General features: G+C 68.6%; 14 protein-coding genes. 5 read left to right on the top strand and 9 right to left on the bottom strand.

Features of this window, described 5'->3' with window-relative positions:
- The first annotated feature begins 18 nt into the window (after nt 1–18).
- Nucleotides 19–1,404, top strand: a complete 1,386-nt coding sequence (locus BXA11_RS00150; RefSeq protein WP_076431737.1) for an FAD-dependent oxidoreductase — start codon at nt 19–21, stop codon at nt 1,402–1,404.
- A gap of 363 nt (nt 1,405–1,767) precedes the next feature.
- On the opposite strand, the gene BXA11_RS00145 is transcribed toward BXA11_RS00150, so the two are convergent.
- The 7 genes from BXA11_RS00145 to BXA11_RS00110 all read right to left on the bottom strand — a co-directional run bounded on the left by BXA11_RS00145 (nt 1,768) and on the right by BXA11_RS00110 (nt 6,466).
- The gene (locus BXA11_RS00145) at nt 1,768–2,157 is read right to left on the bottom strand and encodes an HIT family protein (RefSeq protein ID WP_244303541.1); all 390 of its coding nucleotides are present in this window, start codon (nt 2,155–2,157) and stop codon (nt 1,768–1,770) included.
- A gap of 379 nt (nt 2,158–2,536) precedes the next feature.
- Nucleotides 2,537–2,836, bottom strand: a complete 300-nt coding sequence (locus tag BXA11_RS00140) for a helix-turn-helix domain-containing protein (RefSeq protein WP_076431733.1) — start codon at nt 2,834–2,836, stop codon at nt 2,537–2,539.
- A 504-nt stretch (nt 2,837–3,340) separates the two neighbouring features.
- The gene (locus BXA11_RS00130) at nt 3,341–3,718 is read right to left on the bottom strand and encodes a hypothetical protein (RefSeq protein ID WP_076431729.1); all 378 of its coding nucleotides are present in this window, start codon (nt 3,716–3,718) and stop codon (nt 3,341–3,343) included.
- A complete protein-coding gene (locus BXA11_RS00125; protein WP_076431727.1) occupies nt 3,715–3,957 on the bottom strand; it encodes a hypothetical protein in 243 nt (80 codons plus the stop codon). Before BXA11_RS00125 ends, BXA11_RS00130 begins: the two co-directional genes overlap by 4 nt.
- A gap of 264 nt (nt 3,958–4,221) precedes the next feature.
- Nucleotides 4,222–5,202: a DUF4232 domain-containing protein gene (locus BXA11_RS00120; protein ID WP_204053467.1), complete on the bottom strand. Its 981-nt coding sequence runs from the start codon at nt 5,200–5,202 to the stop codon at nt 4,222–4,224.
- A 98-nt stretch (nt 5,203–5,300) separates the two neighbouring features.
- Nucleotides 5,301–5,753, bottom strand: coding sequence for a GNAT family N-acetyltransferase (locus BXA11_RS00115; RefSeq protein ID WP_076432379.1), 453 nt, complete (start codon nt 5,751–5,753; stop codon nt 5,301–5,303).
- Between the two features lie 2 nt (nt 5,754–5,755).
- A complete protein-coding gene (locus BXA11_RS00110) occupies nt 5,756–6,466 on the bottom strand; it encodes a TetR/AcrR family transcriptional regulator (protein ID WP_204053466.1) in 711 nt (236 codons plus the stop codon).
- 210 nt (nt 6,467–6,676) lie between these two features.
- Between BXA11_RS00110 and BXA11_RS00105 the strand changes: the two genes are divergently transcribed.
- A complete protein-coding gene (locus tag BXA11_RS00105) occupies nt 6,677–8,071 on the top strand; it encodes an MFS transporter (protein WP_239104762.1) in 1,395 nt (464 codons plus the stop codon).
- A 475-nt stretch (nt 8,072–8,546) separates the two neighbouring features.
- Nucleotides 8,547–9,071 (top strand): hypothetical protein, encoded by a 525-nt coding sequence (locus tag BXA11_RS41805; RefSeq protein ID WP_143734020.1) that lies wholly within the window; start codon nt 8,547–8,549, stop codon nt 9,069–9,071.
- A gap of 223 nt (nt 9,072–9,294) precedes the next feature.
- Here the strand turns inward: BXA11_RS41805 and BXA11_RS00095 are convergent, their stop codons facing one another.
- A complete protein-coding gene (locus BXA11_RS00095) occupies nt 9,295–10,062 on the bottom strand; it encodes a class I SAM-dependent methyltransferase (protein ID WP_076432375.1) in 768 nt (255 codons plus the stop codon).
- Nucleotides 10,063–10,211: 149 nt separating this feature from the next.
- Nucleotides 10,212–11,471: a CynX/NimT family MFS transporter gene (locus tag BXA11_RS00090; RefSeq protein WP_076432373.1), complete on the bottom strand. Its 1,260-nt coding sequence runs from the start codon at nt 11,469–11,471 to the stop codon at nt 10,212–10,214.
- A gap of 416 nt (nt 11,472–11,887) precedes the next feature.
- On the opposite strand from BXA11_RS00090, the gene BXA11_RS43785 reads away from it, so the two are divergent.
- Both BXA11_RS43785 and BXA11_RS00080 read left to right on the top strand, forming a co-directional pair.
- Entirely contained in the window at nt 11,888–13,135 is a 1,248-nt protein-coding gene (locus tag BXA11_RS43785) for a DUF7402 domain-containing protein (protein ID WP_204053465.1), read from the top strand.
- 171 nt (nt 13,136–13,306) lie between these two features.
- Nucleotides 13,307–15,262 carry a Xaa-Pro dipeptidyl-peptidase gene (locus BXA11_RS00080; protein ID WP_081903572.1) on the top strand — a complete coding sequence of 652 codons (1,956 nt, stop codon included), beginning with the start codon at nt 13,307–13,309 and terminating at the stop codon, nt 15,260–15,262.
- Nucleotides 15,263–15,309: the final 47 nt, after the last annotated feature.

The following is a 15,309-nucleotide window of genomic DNA, read 5'->3' as shown; positions in this document are numbered from 1 at the left end:
ATCAGCAGACTCAAAGGCATGGAAACCACCACAGCTCTCACCGCAGATGTCCTGGTCGTCGGCTTCGGCAAAGGCGGTAAGACCGCCGCACACGCGCTCACCGATGCCGCCAAGCGCGTCATCCTGATCGAACAGTCCGAGAACATGTACGGCGGAACCTGCCCGAACGTCGGCTGCGTCCCGACGAAGATGCTCGTCCACTACGCGAACTCGAGGCGCCTAGAGGATGACGCGCAGGAGTTCTTCGCCAACTCGACCGCCGGCGTCCGCGCCCTTACCAGCACGTTCCGCGCCGGCAACTTCGAGGCACTCGACGGCAAGGACACCGCGACGGTCATCACCGGCGCCGCCAGCTTCGTCGACCCGCACACCGTCGCCGTCGGCGAAGGAAGGGACCGTATCACGGTCACCGCTCCGACGATCTTGATCAACACCGGCTCCGAGCCGATCGTGCCGGCGATTCCGGGCCTCGCCGACAGTCCACACCTGATCAGCAGCACAGAGCTCACCCGCACGGCCAACCTGCCCGAGCGTCTCGTGGTCCTTGGAGGCGGGTACCTCGGACTTGAGTTCGCGGCCATCTACCAGCGCTTCGGTACGCACGTCACCGTCCTCGAAGCAGCAGATCGGCTTCTCCTGAGGGAGGACGAGGACATCGCCGAAGTCGCCACGGAGATCCTCGCCGGCGACGGTATCCGAATCATCACCGGCGCGAAGATCACCGAGGTCCGGGACGATGGCGCTGTCTCGACGATCATGTACGAAAAGGACGGACAGACCCATACCGTCGAGGCGAGCGCCCTGCTGCCCGCGACCGGCCGCAAACCCGTGACCGCCGATCTCCGGCTTGACGCCGCCGGTGTCCGGACCACACCGACAGGCGCGATCGAGGTCGACGAGTATCTCCGCAGCAGCCAGCCGCACATCTACGCCCTCGGCGACGTCAACGGCGGAGAACAGTTCACCTACATCTCCCTCGACGACGCGCGCATAGTGCTGGACCAGCTCATGGGCGAAGGCAAGCGCACCACGGCCGACCGAACAGCCGTGCCTCACACCCTGTTCATCACGCCACCGCTCGCCACCGTCGGGATGACCGAGACTCGGGCACGCGCCCAGGGACTGAACATCAAAGTCTCGCGGGAAAAGGTCGCAGACATCATCGCCATGCCTCGTGCCTACACCGTCGAGGAGACCCGCGGCGTAATGAAATTCATCGTGGACGCCGACACTGACCTCATCCTCGGCGCCGCACTACTCAGCATCGACGCACAGGAGATCATCAACACCGTCGCCCTCGCCATCCGGCACAACATCACGGCAACGGAACTGCGCGACTCGATCTACACTCACCCGAGTTCCACCGAAGCCTTCAACGAGGTCTTCGACAAGGTGATCTCCTGATCGCCACGGCTGTGCGAGCACCGCAAACCGGAACACCTTCGTCGGCCGGCTTGGCCCGTCACTGACCGAACAGGTGGCGTCGGTAGCTGCCCGACGAGACTCTCACCATCACTACAACACCACTACCGTCGACGTGATCGTGATCGGCATGGGACCGGGGGGACTGTAAGAAGAACCACTGGACAGACCCGACCGGGGGCGAAGCACTGGCCGGCCGGCTTGCCGAAGCCGTGTAGCGGCTTCAAATTTCATCGCAGAGAGCTTGACCTTACAGCCGGCCATCCTCGGCGACGCCGTCCGGACCTCCTTGGCCGTCGTCATCGAGGTTGGGAGGCCATCAGGACGGAAACGTCGGCCTTCCGACTATCGCCTGGCGAGCACCTCTCGGATCTGTGCAGCCTGCTGCGCTCGGACCCCGAAGGGGATCTCAAGCTTGGCGGGGTCCGCGAGGATGAATCCGTCATCGGGAGAACGGGGAATCGCATGGACGTGCAGATGAGACAGCGTCTGGCCTGGGATGTTGTCGTTCTGCAGGACCATGCTCCCCGGTGCTCCAAACGCCTCTCGAACGGCGGCGGTCACTTGAGCAACCACATCGAACAGCTCGGCTAGAAGATCGCGCGGGGCGGTATGAAGACTCGTCACATGCGCAGTCGGAAGCACGAGACAGTGACCAAGGTTTTTTGCTCGCTGCCAAGGGACGGGCAGAACGAACACGTTGGTGGTGCGGTAGGCGACGACCTCCCCGTCCACGTCACCGGCGCCGATGGGACAGACGGGACATGAGTTCATCCGCTGAATTCTCGGCCACTTCGGACTAACGCGTCTACCTGGACAGCTGGTGGGCCGGCTGTACGGCCACGACCAGCAGGTCAGACCCTGCCCGTTGCGTGCCCGTCAGCAGAGGGAACGCGAGGGACTCACGGCAGCCGGGGTACTCTCCACCGCAGGTCAGCGCTTCCCAGCTCAGAGGCCGAGTGCGTTAGAGACTTCCCAAGCTGACAGCGCGGGTTCGATTCCCGTCACCCGCTCCACCCACGAAGGCCCAGGTCAGGACAGGACTCCAGCCCCGGGCCTTGATGTTCCTGAAGTGGCTTCCAACGGTACGAGGTCGAACGCCGCTCCGGTGGGATCAGCTCGCCTCCCGCAGCGGCTGGAACTGGACGCTCAGCCGCATCTCCAGAGCCTCCGCCAGCCGCTCCAGCATCGGGATGGTGGGCATCGTCCCGCCCGCTTCGAACCGCGCCACCGCCGGCTGTTTCAGCCCTGTGCGTTCGGCCAGCTCTGCCTGGGTCAGCCCGAGCTGCTCACGCCGCAGCCGTACCGCCTCGCCCAGCTCGAACCTGATCCTGGCCGCCTCATATGCCGCTCCCCCACCGGGGCGGCTCATGATCTCAGCCTTTTTATCCGCCCAGGCTCTGCGCTCCCCCATGCCGCTCACTCCTCATCTGCGGTGTGGGCCCCAGCGATACACCGCTGCATGGCCCGCCACGCACGCTCGATCTCGGCCGACTCCCGTATCCGATGCTTACGGAACACCGTCAGCATGACGATCCGCCTCCCCGGAGCGATCCAGTAGGTGATCCGTACCGCCTCCCAGTGCAGATGGAACTGATGTTCACCGGCTTTTTGTAGAGTCCCTTTGGTTGAGTGGCATGCCTGAACCCCACAGAAGTCAGCATGCCGAGGAGCTATCCCCCGAGTTCCGTCGCAAAGTCCTGGACCTGCTGAAGGCTGGCCGCACCGTGCAGCAGGTGGCCGCCGATCTGCAGATCAGCAACCACACCGTCCGGCCGCCAGGTCACCGTTCTGCGTGCATGATGGGTGACGCAGTTACCATCGGAGCCGGTCCCGCCGTTTTAGGCAAACACCGTGCGACTCCGCCGCGTTTCGTACCTACGACTGCAGCGAACAGAAGCCAGACGCTCGACAACCGTCAGGCGCTTACCTTCAACTGGTGGACGCGCTGCTTGGACAGGCCCATGACGCGTGCCGTATCCGGCTCCGACCAATGGCTCGTCAGCATCTTCGCGGCCCTGACGGCTAGTTCCGCGGCGCGCTTGGTATGAGTTTCGGCCAGTTCCTTCTCACGGCTGTATTCCGCCACCACCCCTGCGACCTCCTCTGGAAGATCGAAGGTGAACTCCACGCCGGGGGTGCTTTCGGGCCACGCCCAGGCGTGGATCTCCGCCAGGTCGCGCTCCAGCTGAGACAAAGAGGCTGCCACTCCGACCCCTTCCACCTCCCCGGTAGGACAGCGCGACACCCACCGTCCGTTCTCGAAGGTGACGACATACTTGATCGTCTTGTTCATCGGCTCATCCTTTCTACGACCGCCTCCAGACGCTTGAGGGCTTCGCGGAAGAGCTCCGGGTCGCGATCCGGGTCGGCAGGGATCATAACGGGAACCGAGATAATGCCATCCTTGATCACACGCAACGCACACATGTCGCTCTTTAGGTGGTACAGCCAGTCAGCCGTGGCGCCTGCGGCTGCCACGATCGTTGCCACCTCGGCGAGCTGTCGCATGTGCGGGGGAAGGGCCTCGGCCATGACTTGATCCTACTCCACCAGGAGGGGTCTTCCTATTGGAGTAGGAGCAATCCTCCTAGTAGTGTGTAGCTAGATCTGTAGGACCTGTAGGCGCAGGTGCCGCCGGAAGTGGTGAAACCCACCAAGTTGGTATAGCACCCGACTCCCTGACAGGTGAGGTTCCCAGGTCACGAGGCGCGGCGAGCGCGTTGGCGGCTGACTTGCCCGGAAATACAGCCGTAGGCCATCGGCCGCGGGACAAACGCGTTTGCGGCTCGCCAGGGCCTACGGAGCCTCGTCCTTCTTCCATGGGCTGACGCCGAGTTTCCCGGTGGTGCCGAGATCGAGCTCCGGCGTCACCATCACCGGAGGAGCACCGGCCTTGGCGTTCACTCTTGCGTACGGCACATTCACGGAAATGCCGTCAGTGACGGTATTGCGCCACATCAGGCCTGCGGACGCGCTCTGGCCCGGCTTCAAGTTCACCGGCTGGGGCGGATCGTCGAAGCCGGTCACGGTGGAGATGCCGCCGTCACCGTGCAGGACCTCGACACCGGTGACCGGCTTTCTGGCCTCGTCGAGGAGCTGGAGCTGCGGGTAGCCGTCGAGGCGGTAGGCGCGGGTCGAGCAGTTCTCCAGATGGAGACCCACGACGCGGAGCCCCATGGCGGCGTCGGCATTGCCCAATGTGACGCGGATCCCGGAGGGCGGGCAGGGACCTGCCGCAGCGGGCGCCTCGTCCGCCGGGACGCTTCTGACCTTGGCTATTCGCGCACCCGCAACGGGAGGCCCCTGCGGAGGAAGCCGGCTTAGGGCGACCGTGCTTTCAACCGTCTGACCGGGCTCGACCGCTGGAACCGTCTGTTCCGTGCCTGCCAGCACCTCTCCGGAACGGGACACGAACGTGAAGGTGATGGTGTACGTGAAGGGTTCGGTTTCGTGGTTGGTGACCCGGAACTCGGCGGAGAACGGATAGAGGGCGCAGTTGCGGACCCCCCTACCCGGGCCGGTTATCCTGACGCCGTCCTTCTCCAGATCTTCGGAGCCGCCGGGAAGCTCCGAAGTGCCGGACCCGGGTGACATACCGGTGGACGGGGCCCCGCATGAGGGGTCGCCACGCCGGTCCGCCGAGTCGGGTCCCCGGGTCTGCTGAAAACCGTCGCTCCAGGCGGCGATGCTCTCCGATCCGCAGGCCGAGAGGAGCAAGACGCCGGCGAGCACGGCGGAAAGGCCGAGCGAACTGGTACCCATCCGGCCGTAAGGCATGAGAAGAACCTTAGGGCAGACAGGCCGCCGAGGCCCCCTCTGGGCGTGACCGTGCGAGGCCGGAGGTGCGTGGTCGATTGATCAGCTACAGGCAACGATCAGCGACAGGCAGGGTCCGGATCGCGCACCATGAACACGTCCACCTCGTCCTCGGTCTCGACCGTGAACCCGTGCCGCTCGTACAGCCGCCGGGCCGGACTGCCCTGCAACACGTTCAACCGGATCAGGGCGCCTTCTCGGTCACACCGTTCCAGCAGCCTGCCCAGCACGGCGGAGCCGACGCCCCTCCCCTGCAGCTCCGGAGCCAGGTAGAAGTGCTCCAGCCAGTAGGCGCCCTCGGCCGGTCGCAGCGCCACGCAGCCGGCCAAGGCATCGTTCACCTCGATCGTCCAGGTGTGCGCCGGCGCGAATCCGTCGCGCAGCCGCTGCCGTACGCGCTGCTCGTCGTATCGGCCGAGCCGCTCGAGATCCGCTTTGAGCACCACGGCCCGCAGCTCGGCCACCGCCTCGACGTCCGCCGTCGAAGCAGGCCGGAGCCTCCAGTCCACCACGATCACGATCGTATCGAGCGTGGCTTGCGCGACGTTTCCGGCGCGAGCTGTGCGAGCAGCCCGTCGACGAGGGCCCGAAGTCCCTGGGGGTAGGTGTCCTGCGCGGACAGCGTTCGCCATTGGTCGCCGATGGCGACCAGGCTGGGCATCCGCGACCTGTCGAGGCCGCTGAAGAGGGGGGCTTGGTCGGCGGGTCGCCCGTCCTCCGCCGGCTGGTGGGCGGAGTGGGCGCGGACGAGGATCTCGCCGACCGTGTAGTACCAGATGTGGCGGAAGACGTGCACGGCCTGTTCGGGTGTGCATCCGTGGTCGATGGCTCCGGCCACGATGGTCTCGACCATCCACACCGATTCGCCGAGCCGGCCGACGAACCCGTCGACCGTGAGGACCTCCGCGGCCCACGGCCAGGCCGCGAGGGCGTCGTGGACCAGGGCGGCGGTCGCGATGATGCGGTCGCGCGGGTCGCCGGGCAGGTCGGGTCGCGGGACCTGGTCCGCGTATTCGGTGATCAGCAGAAGCAGCAGGTCTTCTTTGTCCCGCACGTGGTGATAGAGGGTCATCGTCCCGATGCCGAGCTCCGCGGCCAGGCGGCGAATGCTCAGCTTTTCCCAGCCGTCCCGATCGATCAGCCGGCGGGCCGCCTCCAGGATCTGCGCGCGGGAGGTCACCGGTGGACGGCCGGTGCGGCCGTGCGGCGCATTGCTTCGGGACACCGTCCCATCATTCCGTCCGGCTGTTCCCTTCCGCCAATCGGGACTTCGACCATCGACACCCACCCCGCTTCCGATGTACTTTCAGTACGCGTACGAAAAGTGCGCCGCCAGAACCTGCCGGAGGAGTGCGGAACGGTGACACACACGCGATCAGCAAGCGGAACACCGGTCGTTCGTACGGCCGCTCGGCCAGGGCTCACCCTCGCCGCGGTGGCAGTGGTCCAGTTCATGGTGTCGGTGGACCTGTCGGTCGTGAATCTCGGACTTCCGCGGATCGCCGCGGGCCTCGGCTTCGGCGCGGTCGGCCTGACCTGGGTGATCCACGCCTACGCCCTCACCTTCGGGGGCCTCCTCCTGCTGGGCGGGAAGATCGCCGACCGCTACGGCCACAAACGGGTCCTGCTGCTCGGGCTCGCCGTCTTCGGCCTCGCCTCCCTGGCGGGCGGCTTCGCACAGGAGCCCGGCCATCTGGTGGCCGCCCGCGCCCTGCAGGGCATCGGGGCCGCCGCGCTGTCTCCGGCCGCGCTGGCGCTGCTGACCGTCACCTTCCCCTCCGGCAAGGCCCGTGTGCGGGCCTACGGCATATGGAGCGCGGTGAACGCCGCCGGCGGCGCCCTCGGCGTCCTGATCGGCGGTGTGCTCACCCAGTACGCGGGCTGGCGCTGGGTGATGTTCATCAGTGTCCCGATGGCCGCCGTCGCGCTGGCACTGGCCTGGCGGGGTGTCACCGGCGCTCCGCCCACGGCTCCCGGCGGCCGTCCGGACGTGCTGGGCGCCATCCTGGCGACGGCGGGGATGTCCCTGCTCGTGTTCGGCGTCGTCCGCACCGACCAGTACGGGTGGACCTCGCCCGTCACCCTGACGACCCTGGTGACCGCCGTCACCCTGCTGGCGGCGTTCGTGCACGTCGAGCGGACCACCACCCGCGACCCGCTGATCCGGCTCGGCCTGCTGGCCAACCGCTCGGTCGCCGGCGCCAACTCCTACAACCTCCTGCTCGGCGCCGCCATGGCGTCGTCCTTCTACTTCGCGTCCCTCTACCTCCAGCAGGTGCTCCAGGTCAGCCCGACCGTGGCCGGGATCCAGTTGCTGCCCTTCGCGGTCGGCGTGATCGCCGGCGCCGCGGCCGCCATCAAGCTCGGCTACCGTCTCCCGCTCCGCACCATGCTGATCATCGGCGGGCTGGTGACCGCGACCGGGTTCGCCTGGTTCGGCCTGATCAGCGCCGACGGTTCCTTCCTCGCCGACGTCCTCGGCCCGTCGCTCGTCACCAGCGTCGGATTCGGGCTCTGCCTCGGACCGGTCGTCTCCGCCGCCACCGTGGGAGTCACGCCGAGCGAGTCGGGCATGGCCTCCGGACTGCTCTCCAGCTCACGCCAGATCGGCGCATCACTCGGACTGGCCGTTCTCGGCACGGCCGCCCACGCCCGCACCGGCCCGAGCACCACGGTCGAGGGCCTCACCGAGGGATACGCACTCGGCATGACACTCAGCGCCGCGCTCCTGGCCGGTGCCGTCCTCATCGCCTTCACCGTCCTGCGGCGTACGAGCACGGCGACGCCTGCGCGGCACGGCGGCCGCGACGTGGTCCCGGAACCGGAATGACCGGCCATGCCGCGCGATCTCGTGGTTGCCACGCCGCGGCCCGGGCACGGCTGCGGCCGACGGGCCTGGCGGCGAGCGGGGGGCTCGCTCCGGGCCGTTTCCTCGGCAGCCGTCACGGCAACCTCGAGAACCCGCGCGGTTTCGGTCAGCGATTCACCGTAATAACCGGGAAGGGGCCGGAGAGGGAGCTCCGGCCGCCGATGTGCGATCGCAACCCATGCAGCTCAATGATGTGGAAGGAATTCAGCCACCCGGGTAAAGGAGTTGTCGGCACAGGGAAACGGGCCGACAACATCTCCGATTACATGTGTTTTCTGCAGCGGAAAGCGGTTGTTTGCGCATTTCTGGGTGACGGGGCCTTTTCTTACCTCTAGCGTGAGAACGAGGGTCTGGATCCAAGGTTCGATGGATCGATTCGCGCTCCGTGTGGCCGGGTTTCCCGGGTGACAGTCACGGAGTCGACGGAGTGATACTCATGCTCAAGCAAGCACTGGCTGCTGGCGCGATCACGGCGTCGGCCCTCATCGTCCCGGTGACGATGCAGACGCAGCCGGCCAACGCGGCCGGCAGCACCGCACAGGTCATGCAGAACCCGGCGCAACCCTGCCCCGGAGGCAGGTGCCGTGAACGTGAGCGCCGCCGGACGTACGGCCACTACGGTCGTGAACGCGGCCGCGAGCGTGGCCGGTTCGAGGAGCGCGGACGCGAGCGCGGGCGCATGGAAGAGCGCGGACGCGAACGCGGACGATTCGAAGAGCGGGGCCGCGAGCGCGGGCGCTTCGAGGAACGCGGACGCGAACGCGGACGATTCGAAGAGCGGGGCCGTGAACGCGGGCGCTTCGAGGAACGCGGCCGTGAACGCGGGCGCATGGAAGAGCGCGGACGCGAACGCGGACGATTCGAAGAGCGGGGCCGCGAGCGCGGGCGCATGGAAGAACGCGGACGCGAACGCGGACGCATGGAAGAGCGCGGCCGATTCGAGGAACGCGGACCGCGGTAGCGGCATCAGCAGCGGGGAGAGAAGAGGCCCCAACAGCAGCAAGGACCGATAACCGCACATCGAACCTGCCGGACCCTCCCGCCCCACGAGGCAGCCGCCTCGCGGGGCTCTCCCCTGCCGCCGGGGCGTACGGCCCATTCATCGGCATTTCGGCCCGTCGCCGCCGTAAGCGGATTCCCAGACCTCAGCGAATGCGCAATTCACGTCGGCGACAGCGTCGCCCTTATCGAGACGCGGTTTCACCCGGAGGTATGCGGTAAACGGACACGTGCGAACGCGATTCCGCGGTGAACTCGGTCCCGATCCAGTCCGCGTGCCTGCTTTCCAGCTCGAACCCGGCCAGCTGGGCCATGAGATCGAGCTCGGCCGGCCAGATGTAGCGGTGGGGGCTGCGGAACAGCCGGGCCTGTCCGCTCTCGTCGAACCTGAAATGGTGCGACACGAGATGTTGCCGCAAAAGGTCGTAGGCGTCCAGGCCGATGTAGCCGGATTCGCGATGCCACACCACGGCGTCCTGGCCCGGTGGGAGCTTGCGCAGCTCGGGCACCCAGAGCTCGATCACGAAGCGGCCTCCGGGGGTCAGGTGGCGCGCGGCGTTGCGGAAGCACGCGACCTGCTCGGCCTGGGTCAGCAGGTTGGAGATCGTGTTGTAGACGAGGTAGACGAGCGTGTACTCGCCCGGGGCAGTGGCAGGGGCAGTGGCGGTGGCCATGTCGCCGACGACAACCGGGATCGTCGCTTCGTCCACTTTCGTGCGCAGCTGGTCGATCATCGGACGTGACAGCTCGATGCCGGTGACGGGCACGCCACGCTCGGCGAGCGGGACGGCCACCCGGCCGGTTCCGATCGCGAATTCGAGCGCCCGCCCGTCGCCGGCGAGCCCGGCGAGGCGGTCGACGGCCGGCCCGAGGACCTCGGGCGCGAACATCCCGGCGCCCGGCGTGTCGTAGTGCTGGGCGGTGTCGGTGTTCCAGATGTCCTCCTGCCGCATGCTCCCCAGGATCATCATCGGCGCACGCGACCGTCCAACGATTTTCCGTGCGCAAGGGCTCGACGCGGCCGGGACGTCTTCCACGACGCCCGGCGACCCTCGCGCCCACGGCGACGGCCGGGAGGGCCGGCGACCGGAGCGGCGGGAGATCAGATCTGCCGGTTGCGGCCCGCGAAGTATCCGGCCGCGATCTGCGACACCATGAGGCACAACACGAAGGCCAACGGCCCGTGCCAACCGCCGCTGTGCTGATAGAGCACTCCGACCAGGATGGGACCGGGAACCGACAGCAGGTAACCGACGCTCTGCGCGAAGGCGGACAGCCGGATCACCGTCGCGCCGTCCCTGCCGCGCATGGCGATCATGGTGAGCACCAGCGGGAAGGAGCAGTTGGCCACGCCGAGGAGCACCGCCCACAACCAGGGCGTGGCGGCGGGAGCCGCCCACAGCCCGGCGTACCCGGCGAGCCCGAACGCACCGAGCAGGACCGCGATGCCGCTTTGGTTCCGCAGCCGACCGGCGACGGCGGCCAGCACGAAGGACAGCGGCACCCCGAGCACCGAAGTGACGGCGAACAGCAGCCCGGCGGCCTCGGCGGACAGCCCGGCGTCACGGAAGATCTGGGGCAGCCAGCCCATGATGACGTACGCGGAGGTGGACTGCAGGCCGAAGAAGGCCGCGAGCGCCCAGGCCATGGGACTGCGCGCGACCCGTACGCGCGACCCGGCCTCCGCGGCGACGTCCCCTCCCGCCGTACGTTCGGCCTGCGGCCCGGTGCCCTGCCCGAGCTGATGCCCGCGCCGGGGCCCGGTCGGCCGCCGGCCGTCCCTCACGAGGGCGGCCCACGGCGGCACGGCGACGGCGGCGAGGACGGCCCAGGAGCCGAGACCGGCACGCCAGTCACCGCCGAACGCGCCGGCGAGCGGGACGGTGACGGCGGCGGCGGCCGAGGCCCCGAGGTTGAGCGCCATGGAGTACAGGCCGGTCATCATGCCGACCCGGTCCGGGAAGCGCTGCTTGACCACGACCGGCAACAGCACGTTGGCGACCGCGATCCCGGCCAGCGCGAGGCCGCTCAGCGTGAGGAAGACCGGGGTGCTGCCGACGAACGGACGCAGGGCGAGCCCGAGCGCGACCGCCGCCATCCCGGCGAGGACGACGCCGTCCGGTCCGTAACGGCGGGCCAGGCGGGGCGCGGCCGAGCCGACCAGCGCGAAGCACACCGCCGGCACGGACGTGAGCAGGCCGGCGACGGCGGCGCTCATCCCGAGAGCGGCGCGGGCCTCTTCGAGCACGGGCCCGAGGCTGGTGACCAAGGGGCGGAGGTTGAGCGCGGCCAGCACCAGTGCGGTGACCGCCAGGCGGCGTGTCCATGTGGCGGACCGGGCCGGGCCCTGCCGCTGCCTCACCGGGCTCCGCCGCGCCGCGCCGGCCTTCGGCCGCGTCCTGTCCCGGACCACACGCTCATCCCGGGCCACCGGCTCATCCTGGGCCACCGGCTCATCCCGAACCGCCGGCCCATTCCGGACCACTCCGTCATGCGGAGCCGGCGGATCCCCAACCGCCCTGTCATCCACGCGCTGTCATCCCGTAAACCACCTCGTCAGCCTCAAACGACCAGGTCATCCTAGAATCAGCGACTTTTTCCGAAATTCACCGGGTCGCCTTTGGGGCTGCGACGACCCTGCATGCTCGCAACCCGTCCGTCACATCGTTCCGGTTGGGGACTTGACACCCCTTTTGTGGCGGAAAAAACTCGGATCACTCCCGTTCCACAGCACTTCCCCGACAGCGGCCGGTGAGCTCAGCCGCGAAGGAGACAGGCATGAGGCGATTGTTCGCCGTTTTCGCGCTGGTCGCAGGCTTCCTCCTGGCGCCCGCGCATGCCGACGCCGCCGTCGTGGACGTGGCCCCGTCGGCCACCGCCTCCGCCTCCTACACCTCTCCCTGGGAGAGCGTGGCCGCCGTCAACGACGGCATCGACCCGGCTCGTTCCGACGAGACGCGGAACCGCCGCTGGGGCACCTGGCCCGAGGCCGGCGAGCAGTGGGCCCTGCTGACCTGGCCGTCCGCCCAGACGATCTCCTCGGTGCAGGTCTACTTCTTCGACGACGGAGGCGGCGTGCGGCTGCCGGCCTCGTGGAAGCTCCAGAGCTGGGACGGCGGAGCGTACGTCGACATCCCCGCCTCCTACCCCACCGCCGCCGACACCTACAACACCGTCACGTTCCCCGCCGTCACCACCACCCGGCTGCGCGTCGTCCTGCGTAGCGGCGAGGCGTCGGTCGGGCTCCTGGAGATCAGGGCGCTCGCCGACGCCGCCGGGCGGCAGAGCACCTGGAGCCCGCCCGCCGGCCTGGTCGCGCCGCTCGACGAGGTCTGGCGGCACGTCGAGTCCACCTACCCCGACCTGTACGGCTACCGCAACTACGCCTGGGACCAGATCATGGCCAACGGCGGCAGCGTCAACTACTGCGTCCGCTGGGACTCCGGCGCGCCGGTCTCGGCGGAGCTGCGCGACGACATCCAGGCCGCGCTCGCCAGGTCGTTCAAGAAGTGGATGGACGTGATGGCGGGCCACAACGGCTGGCCGTACGCGGACGTGCCGGTGAAGGTGGTCGGCTGGGCCGTACGCGACCGCGCCCTGCTGCAGTGGAGCGACGACTCGGTCGACGTGTACGTCGGCGACATGAGCGAGAACGCGCCGCAGTGCGCCGAGCCGTGCGGACGCCTGTTCGACCAGTCGGGCGCCTACCCGAACTGCCCGGGCGGCGCGTCCCACCACTACGACATGTCGCTGTGGCTCACCGAGGGCATGAACGGCGGCATGGGAGGCGCCTGGGGACAGCGCGTCGGCAGCGAGTATCTGACGGACAACCTCGGCAGCGACGACATCCACATCCTCCTCCACGAGATCGGGCACAGCTTCGGCCTGGACGACTTCTACGACTGGACCCCGGCCGGGCAGTGCTGCTTCCTCATGAAGGCGGGCTCCGCCACGTCGATCACCGAGTTCGACGCGTGGATGCTGCGCGACGTCTGGCGGCACCTGAAGAGCCGCTACGGCTACTGACGCCCGCCCGCGGCGCCAGCGTCGCGACCGATTTCGACATATGTCGAAAACAGCCCCGATCAAGACAGAACGGTCGTCCGAAGACATTCCGCATTTGCGTCCCTAGCATCGCCCTCTGCGGGCCGAATCTCCCGGCCCAGAGTCCCCCCGATCGTTCGTGGAAGGTTCTCGATGTCCTCATCGCGCCGGGTGACGCCTGGCCTCGTCCCGCCAGCCGCGTCACGCCGTAAGGGTGCCGCACGCCGCAGCGCGGCGGCGCTGGGCCTGGCCGTCGCCACCACCGTCACGGGGCTCGCCGTGAACTCGGCCCCCGCGACCGCGGCCGCCCCCGTCGGACCGGTGATCCAGGACGGCATGGCCCAGCCGGTGTTCTCGTCCAACAGGAACGACTGGATCCGCGAGGAGGTGTGGGTCGAGACCCCGGTCGACAGCGACGGCGACGGGCGGAACGACCGGGTGCACGCCGAGGTCACCCGCCTGCGGGAGACCGAGACGGCCGGCCTGAAGTCGCCCGTGGTCTACGAGGTCAGCCCCTACTACGCCGGCGGCAACGACATCGCCAACCACGACGTCGACCACGAGCTCCACCAGGCGGTCCGCCCGGGCAAGGGCTGGCTGAACCGCGGCGGCACGCTGCTCGACCCGGCCACCGACGAGCGCCTGTCCGCCGCGGCCGCGGACGATTCCGGGGACGGCGGCGCCGACGCGTCCCTCTCGGCGAGCGGCCCGCAGCCGGTCATCAGCACCAGCCACGAGTCCAACTGGCTGCCCCGCGGTTTCGCGGTGGTCCACGCCGAGTCGCTGGGCAGCGGCCAGTCCGACGGCTGCCCGACCACCGGCGGGCGCAACGAGACCATCGGCGCCAAGTCCGTCGTCGACTGGCTGAACGGCCGCGCGAAGGCGTACGACGCCTCCGGGCAGGAGGTCAAGGCGACCTGGACGACCGGCAAGGTCGGCATGATCGGCACCTCGTACAACGGCACCCTGCCCAACGCGGTCGCGAGCACCGGCGTCGACGGGCTGGAGGCCATCGTGCCGATCTCGGCGATCTCCAGCTGGTACGACTACTACCGGGCGAACGGCGCCGTCGTCGCCGCCGGCGGCTACCAGGGCGAGGACACCGACGTGCTCGCCGAGTACGTCTACACGCGCGCGGACCAGCAGGTCTGCCGGAGCGTCATCGAGGAGCTCGCGAAGGCGCAGGACCGCGAGACCGGCGACTACAACGCCTTCTGGGACGAGCGCAACTACATGAACGACGTGGACAAGGTCCACGCCGCGGTGCTGGTCGCGCACGGCCTCAACGACTGGAACGTCAAGACCAAGCACGCCGCGCAGTGGTACGAGGCGCTCAAGGCCCGCGGGGTGCCGCACAAGATCTACCTGCACCAGGGCGGGCACGGCGGCTCCCCCAGCGTCGACGTGCTCAACCGCTGGTTCACCCGCTACCTCTGGAATTACCAGAACGGCGTGGAGAACGACCCGCGCGCCCTCGTGCAGCGCGAGGACAGGACCCTGGTGCAGTACGCCGAGTGGCCCGACCCCGCCGCCGCGGACACCGAGCTCAACCTCGCCCCCGGCGACGGCGGCGCGGCCGGCGTGCTCACTCCGGACAAGACCCGTAAGGGCAAGCCGGTGACCGAGACGATCGTCGACGACGCCACCAAGCCGGCGCAGACCCTCGCCGACGCCGCCACCTCGCCCAACCGCCTGGCGTACAAGTCGGCGGCGCTGACCGCGCCGGCCAGGCTCAGCGGCACGCCGCGGGTGTCGCTGCGGATGTCCTTCGGCCAGCCGGCGGCGAACGTCACCGCGCTGCTCGTCGACTACGACCAGAACGGCAAGGCGAAGATCATCACCCGGGGCTGGACCGACCCGCAGAACCGCAAGTCGATCTGGCAGACCGAGCCGGTCAAGCCGGGCACGCCCTACCGCCTCGACTTCGACATGCAGCCGCACGACTACATCTTCCCCGCCGGGCACCGGCTCGGGGTCGTGCTGCTGTCGAGCGACTACGAGTACACCATCCGGCCCGCCCCCGGCGCGCTGCTGTACCTCGACACGACGAAGAGCACGGTGACGCTGCCGATCGTGGGCGGCGAAGGCGCGCTCGCCTCCGCCGGCTGACCGTCCTCTCTCGACACGCCGTCCCCCTCGGCCTGACCGGCCGGTGG

The organism is Microbispora rosea, assembly GCF_900156315.1.
GTDB classification, from domain to species: domain Bacteria; phylum Actinomycetota; class Actinomycetes; order Streptosporangiales; family Streptosporangiaceae; genus Microbispora; species Microbispora rosea.
Note: the sequence above shows the minus strand (reverse complement) of the source record. Positions and strands in the feature narration are given on the sequence as shown.

Coding starts and splice junctions, on each gene's coding strand:
- BXA11_RS00080 (WP_081903572.1), top strand. CDS start 13,307: ATGTCCTCATCGCGCCGGGTGACGCCTGGCCTCGTCCCGCCAGCCGCG.
- BXA11_RS00130 (WP_076431729.1), bottom strand. CDS start 3,718: ATGAACAAGACGATCAAGTATGTCGTCACCTTCGAGAACGGACGGTGG.
- BXA11_RS00095 (WP_076432375.1), bottom strand. CDS start 10,062: ATGCGGCAGGAGGACATCTGGAACACCGACACCGCCCAGCACTACGAC.
- BXA11_RS00150 (WP_076431737.1), top strand. CDS start 19: ATGGAAACCACCACAGCTCTCACCGCAGATGTCCTGGTCGTCGGCTTC.
- BXA11_RS43785 (WP_204053465.1), top strand. CDS start 11,888: ATGAGGCGATTGTTCGCCGTTTTCGCGCTGGTCGCAGGCTTCCTCCTG.
- BXA11_RS41805 (WP_143734020.1), top strand. CDS start 8,547: ATGCTCAAGCAAGCACTGGCTGCTGGCGCGATCACGGCGTCGGCCCTC.
- BXA11_RS00125 (WP_076431727.1), bottom strand. CDS start 3,957: ATGGCCGAGGCCCTTCCCCCGCACATGCGACAGCTCGCCGAGGTGGCA.
- BXA11_RS00120 (WP_204053467.1), bottom strand. CDS start 5,202: ATGCCTTACGGCCGGATGGGTACCAGTTCGCTCGGCCTTTCCGCCGTG.
- BXA11_RS00140 (WP_076431733.1), bottom strand. CDS start 2,836: ATGGGGGAGCGCAGAGCCTGGGCGGATAAAAAGGCTGAGATCATGAGC.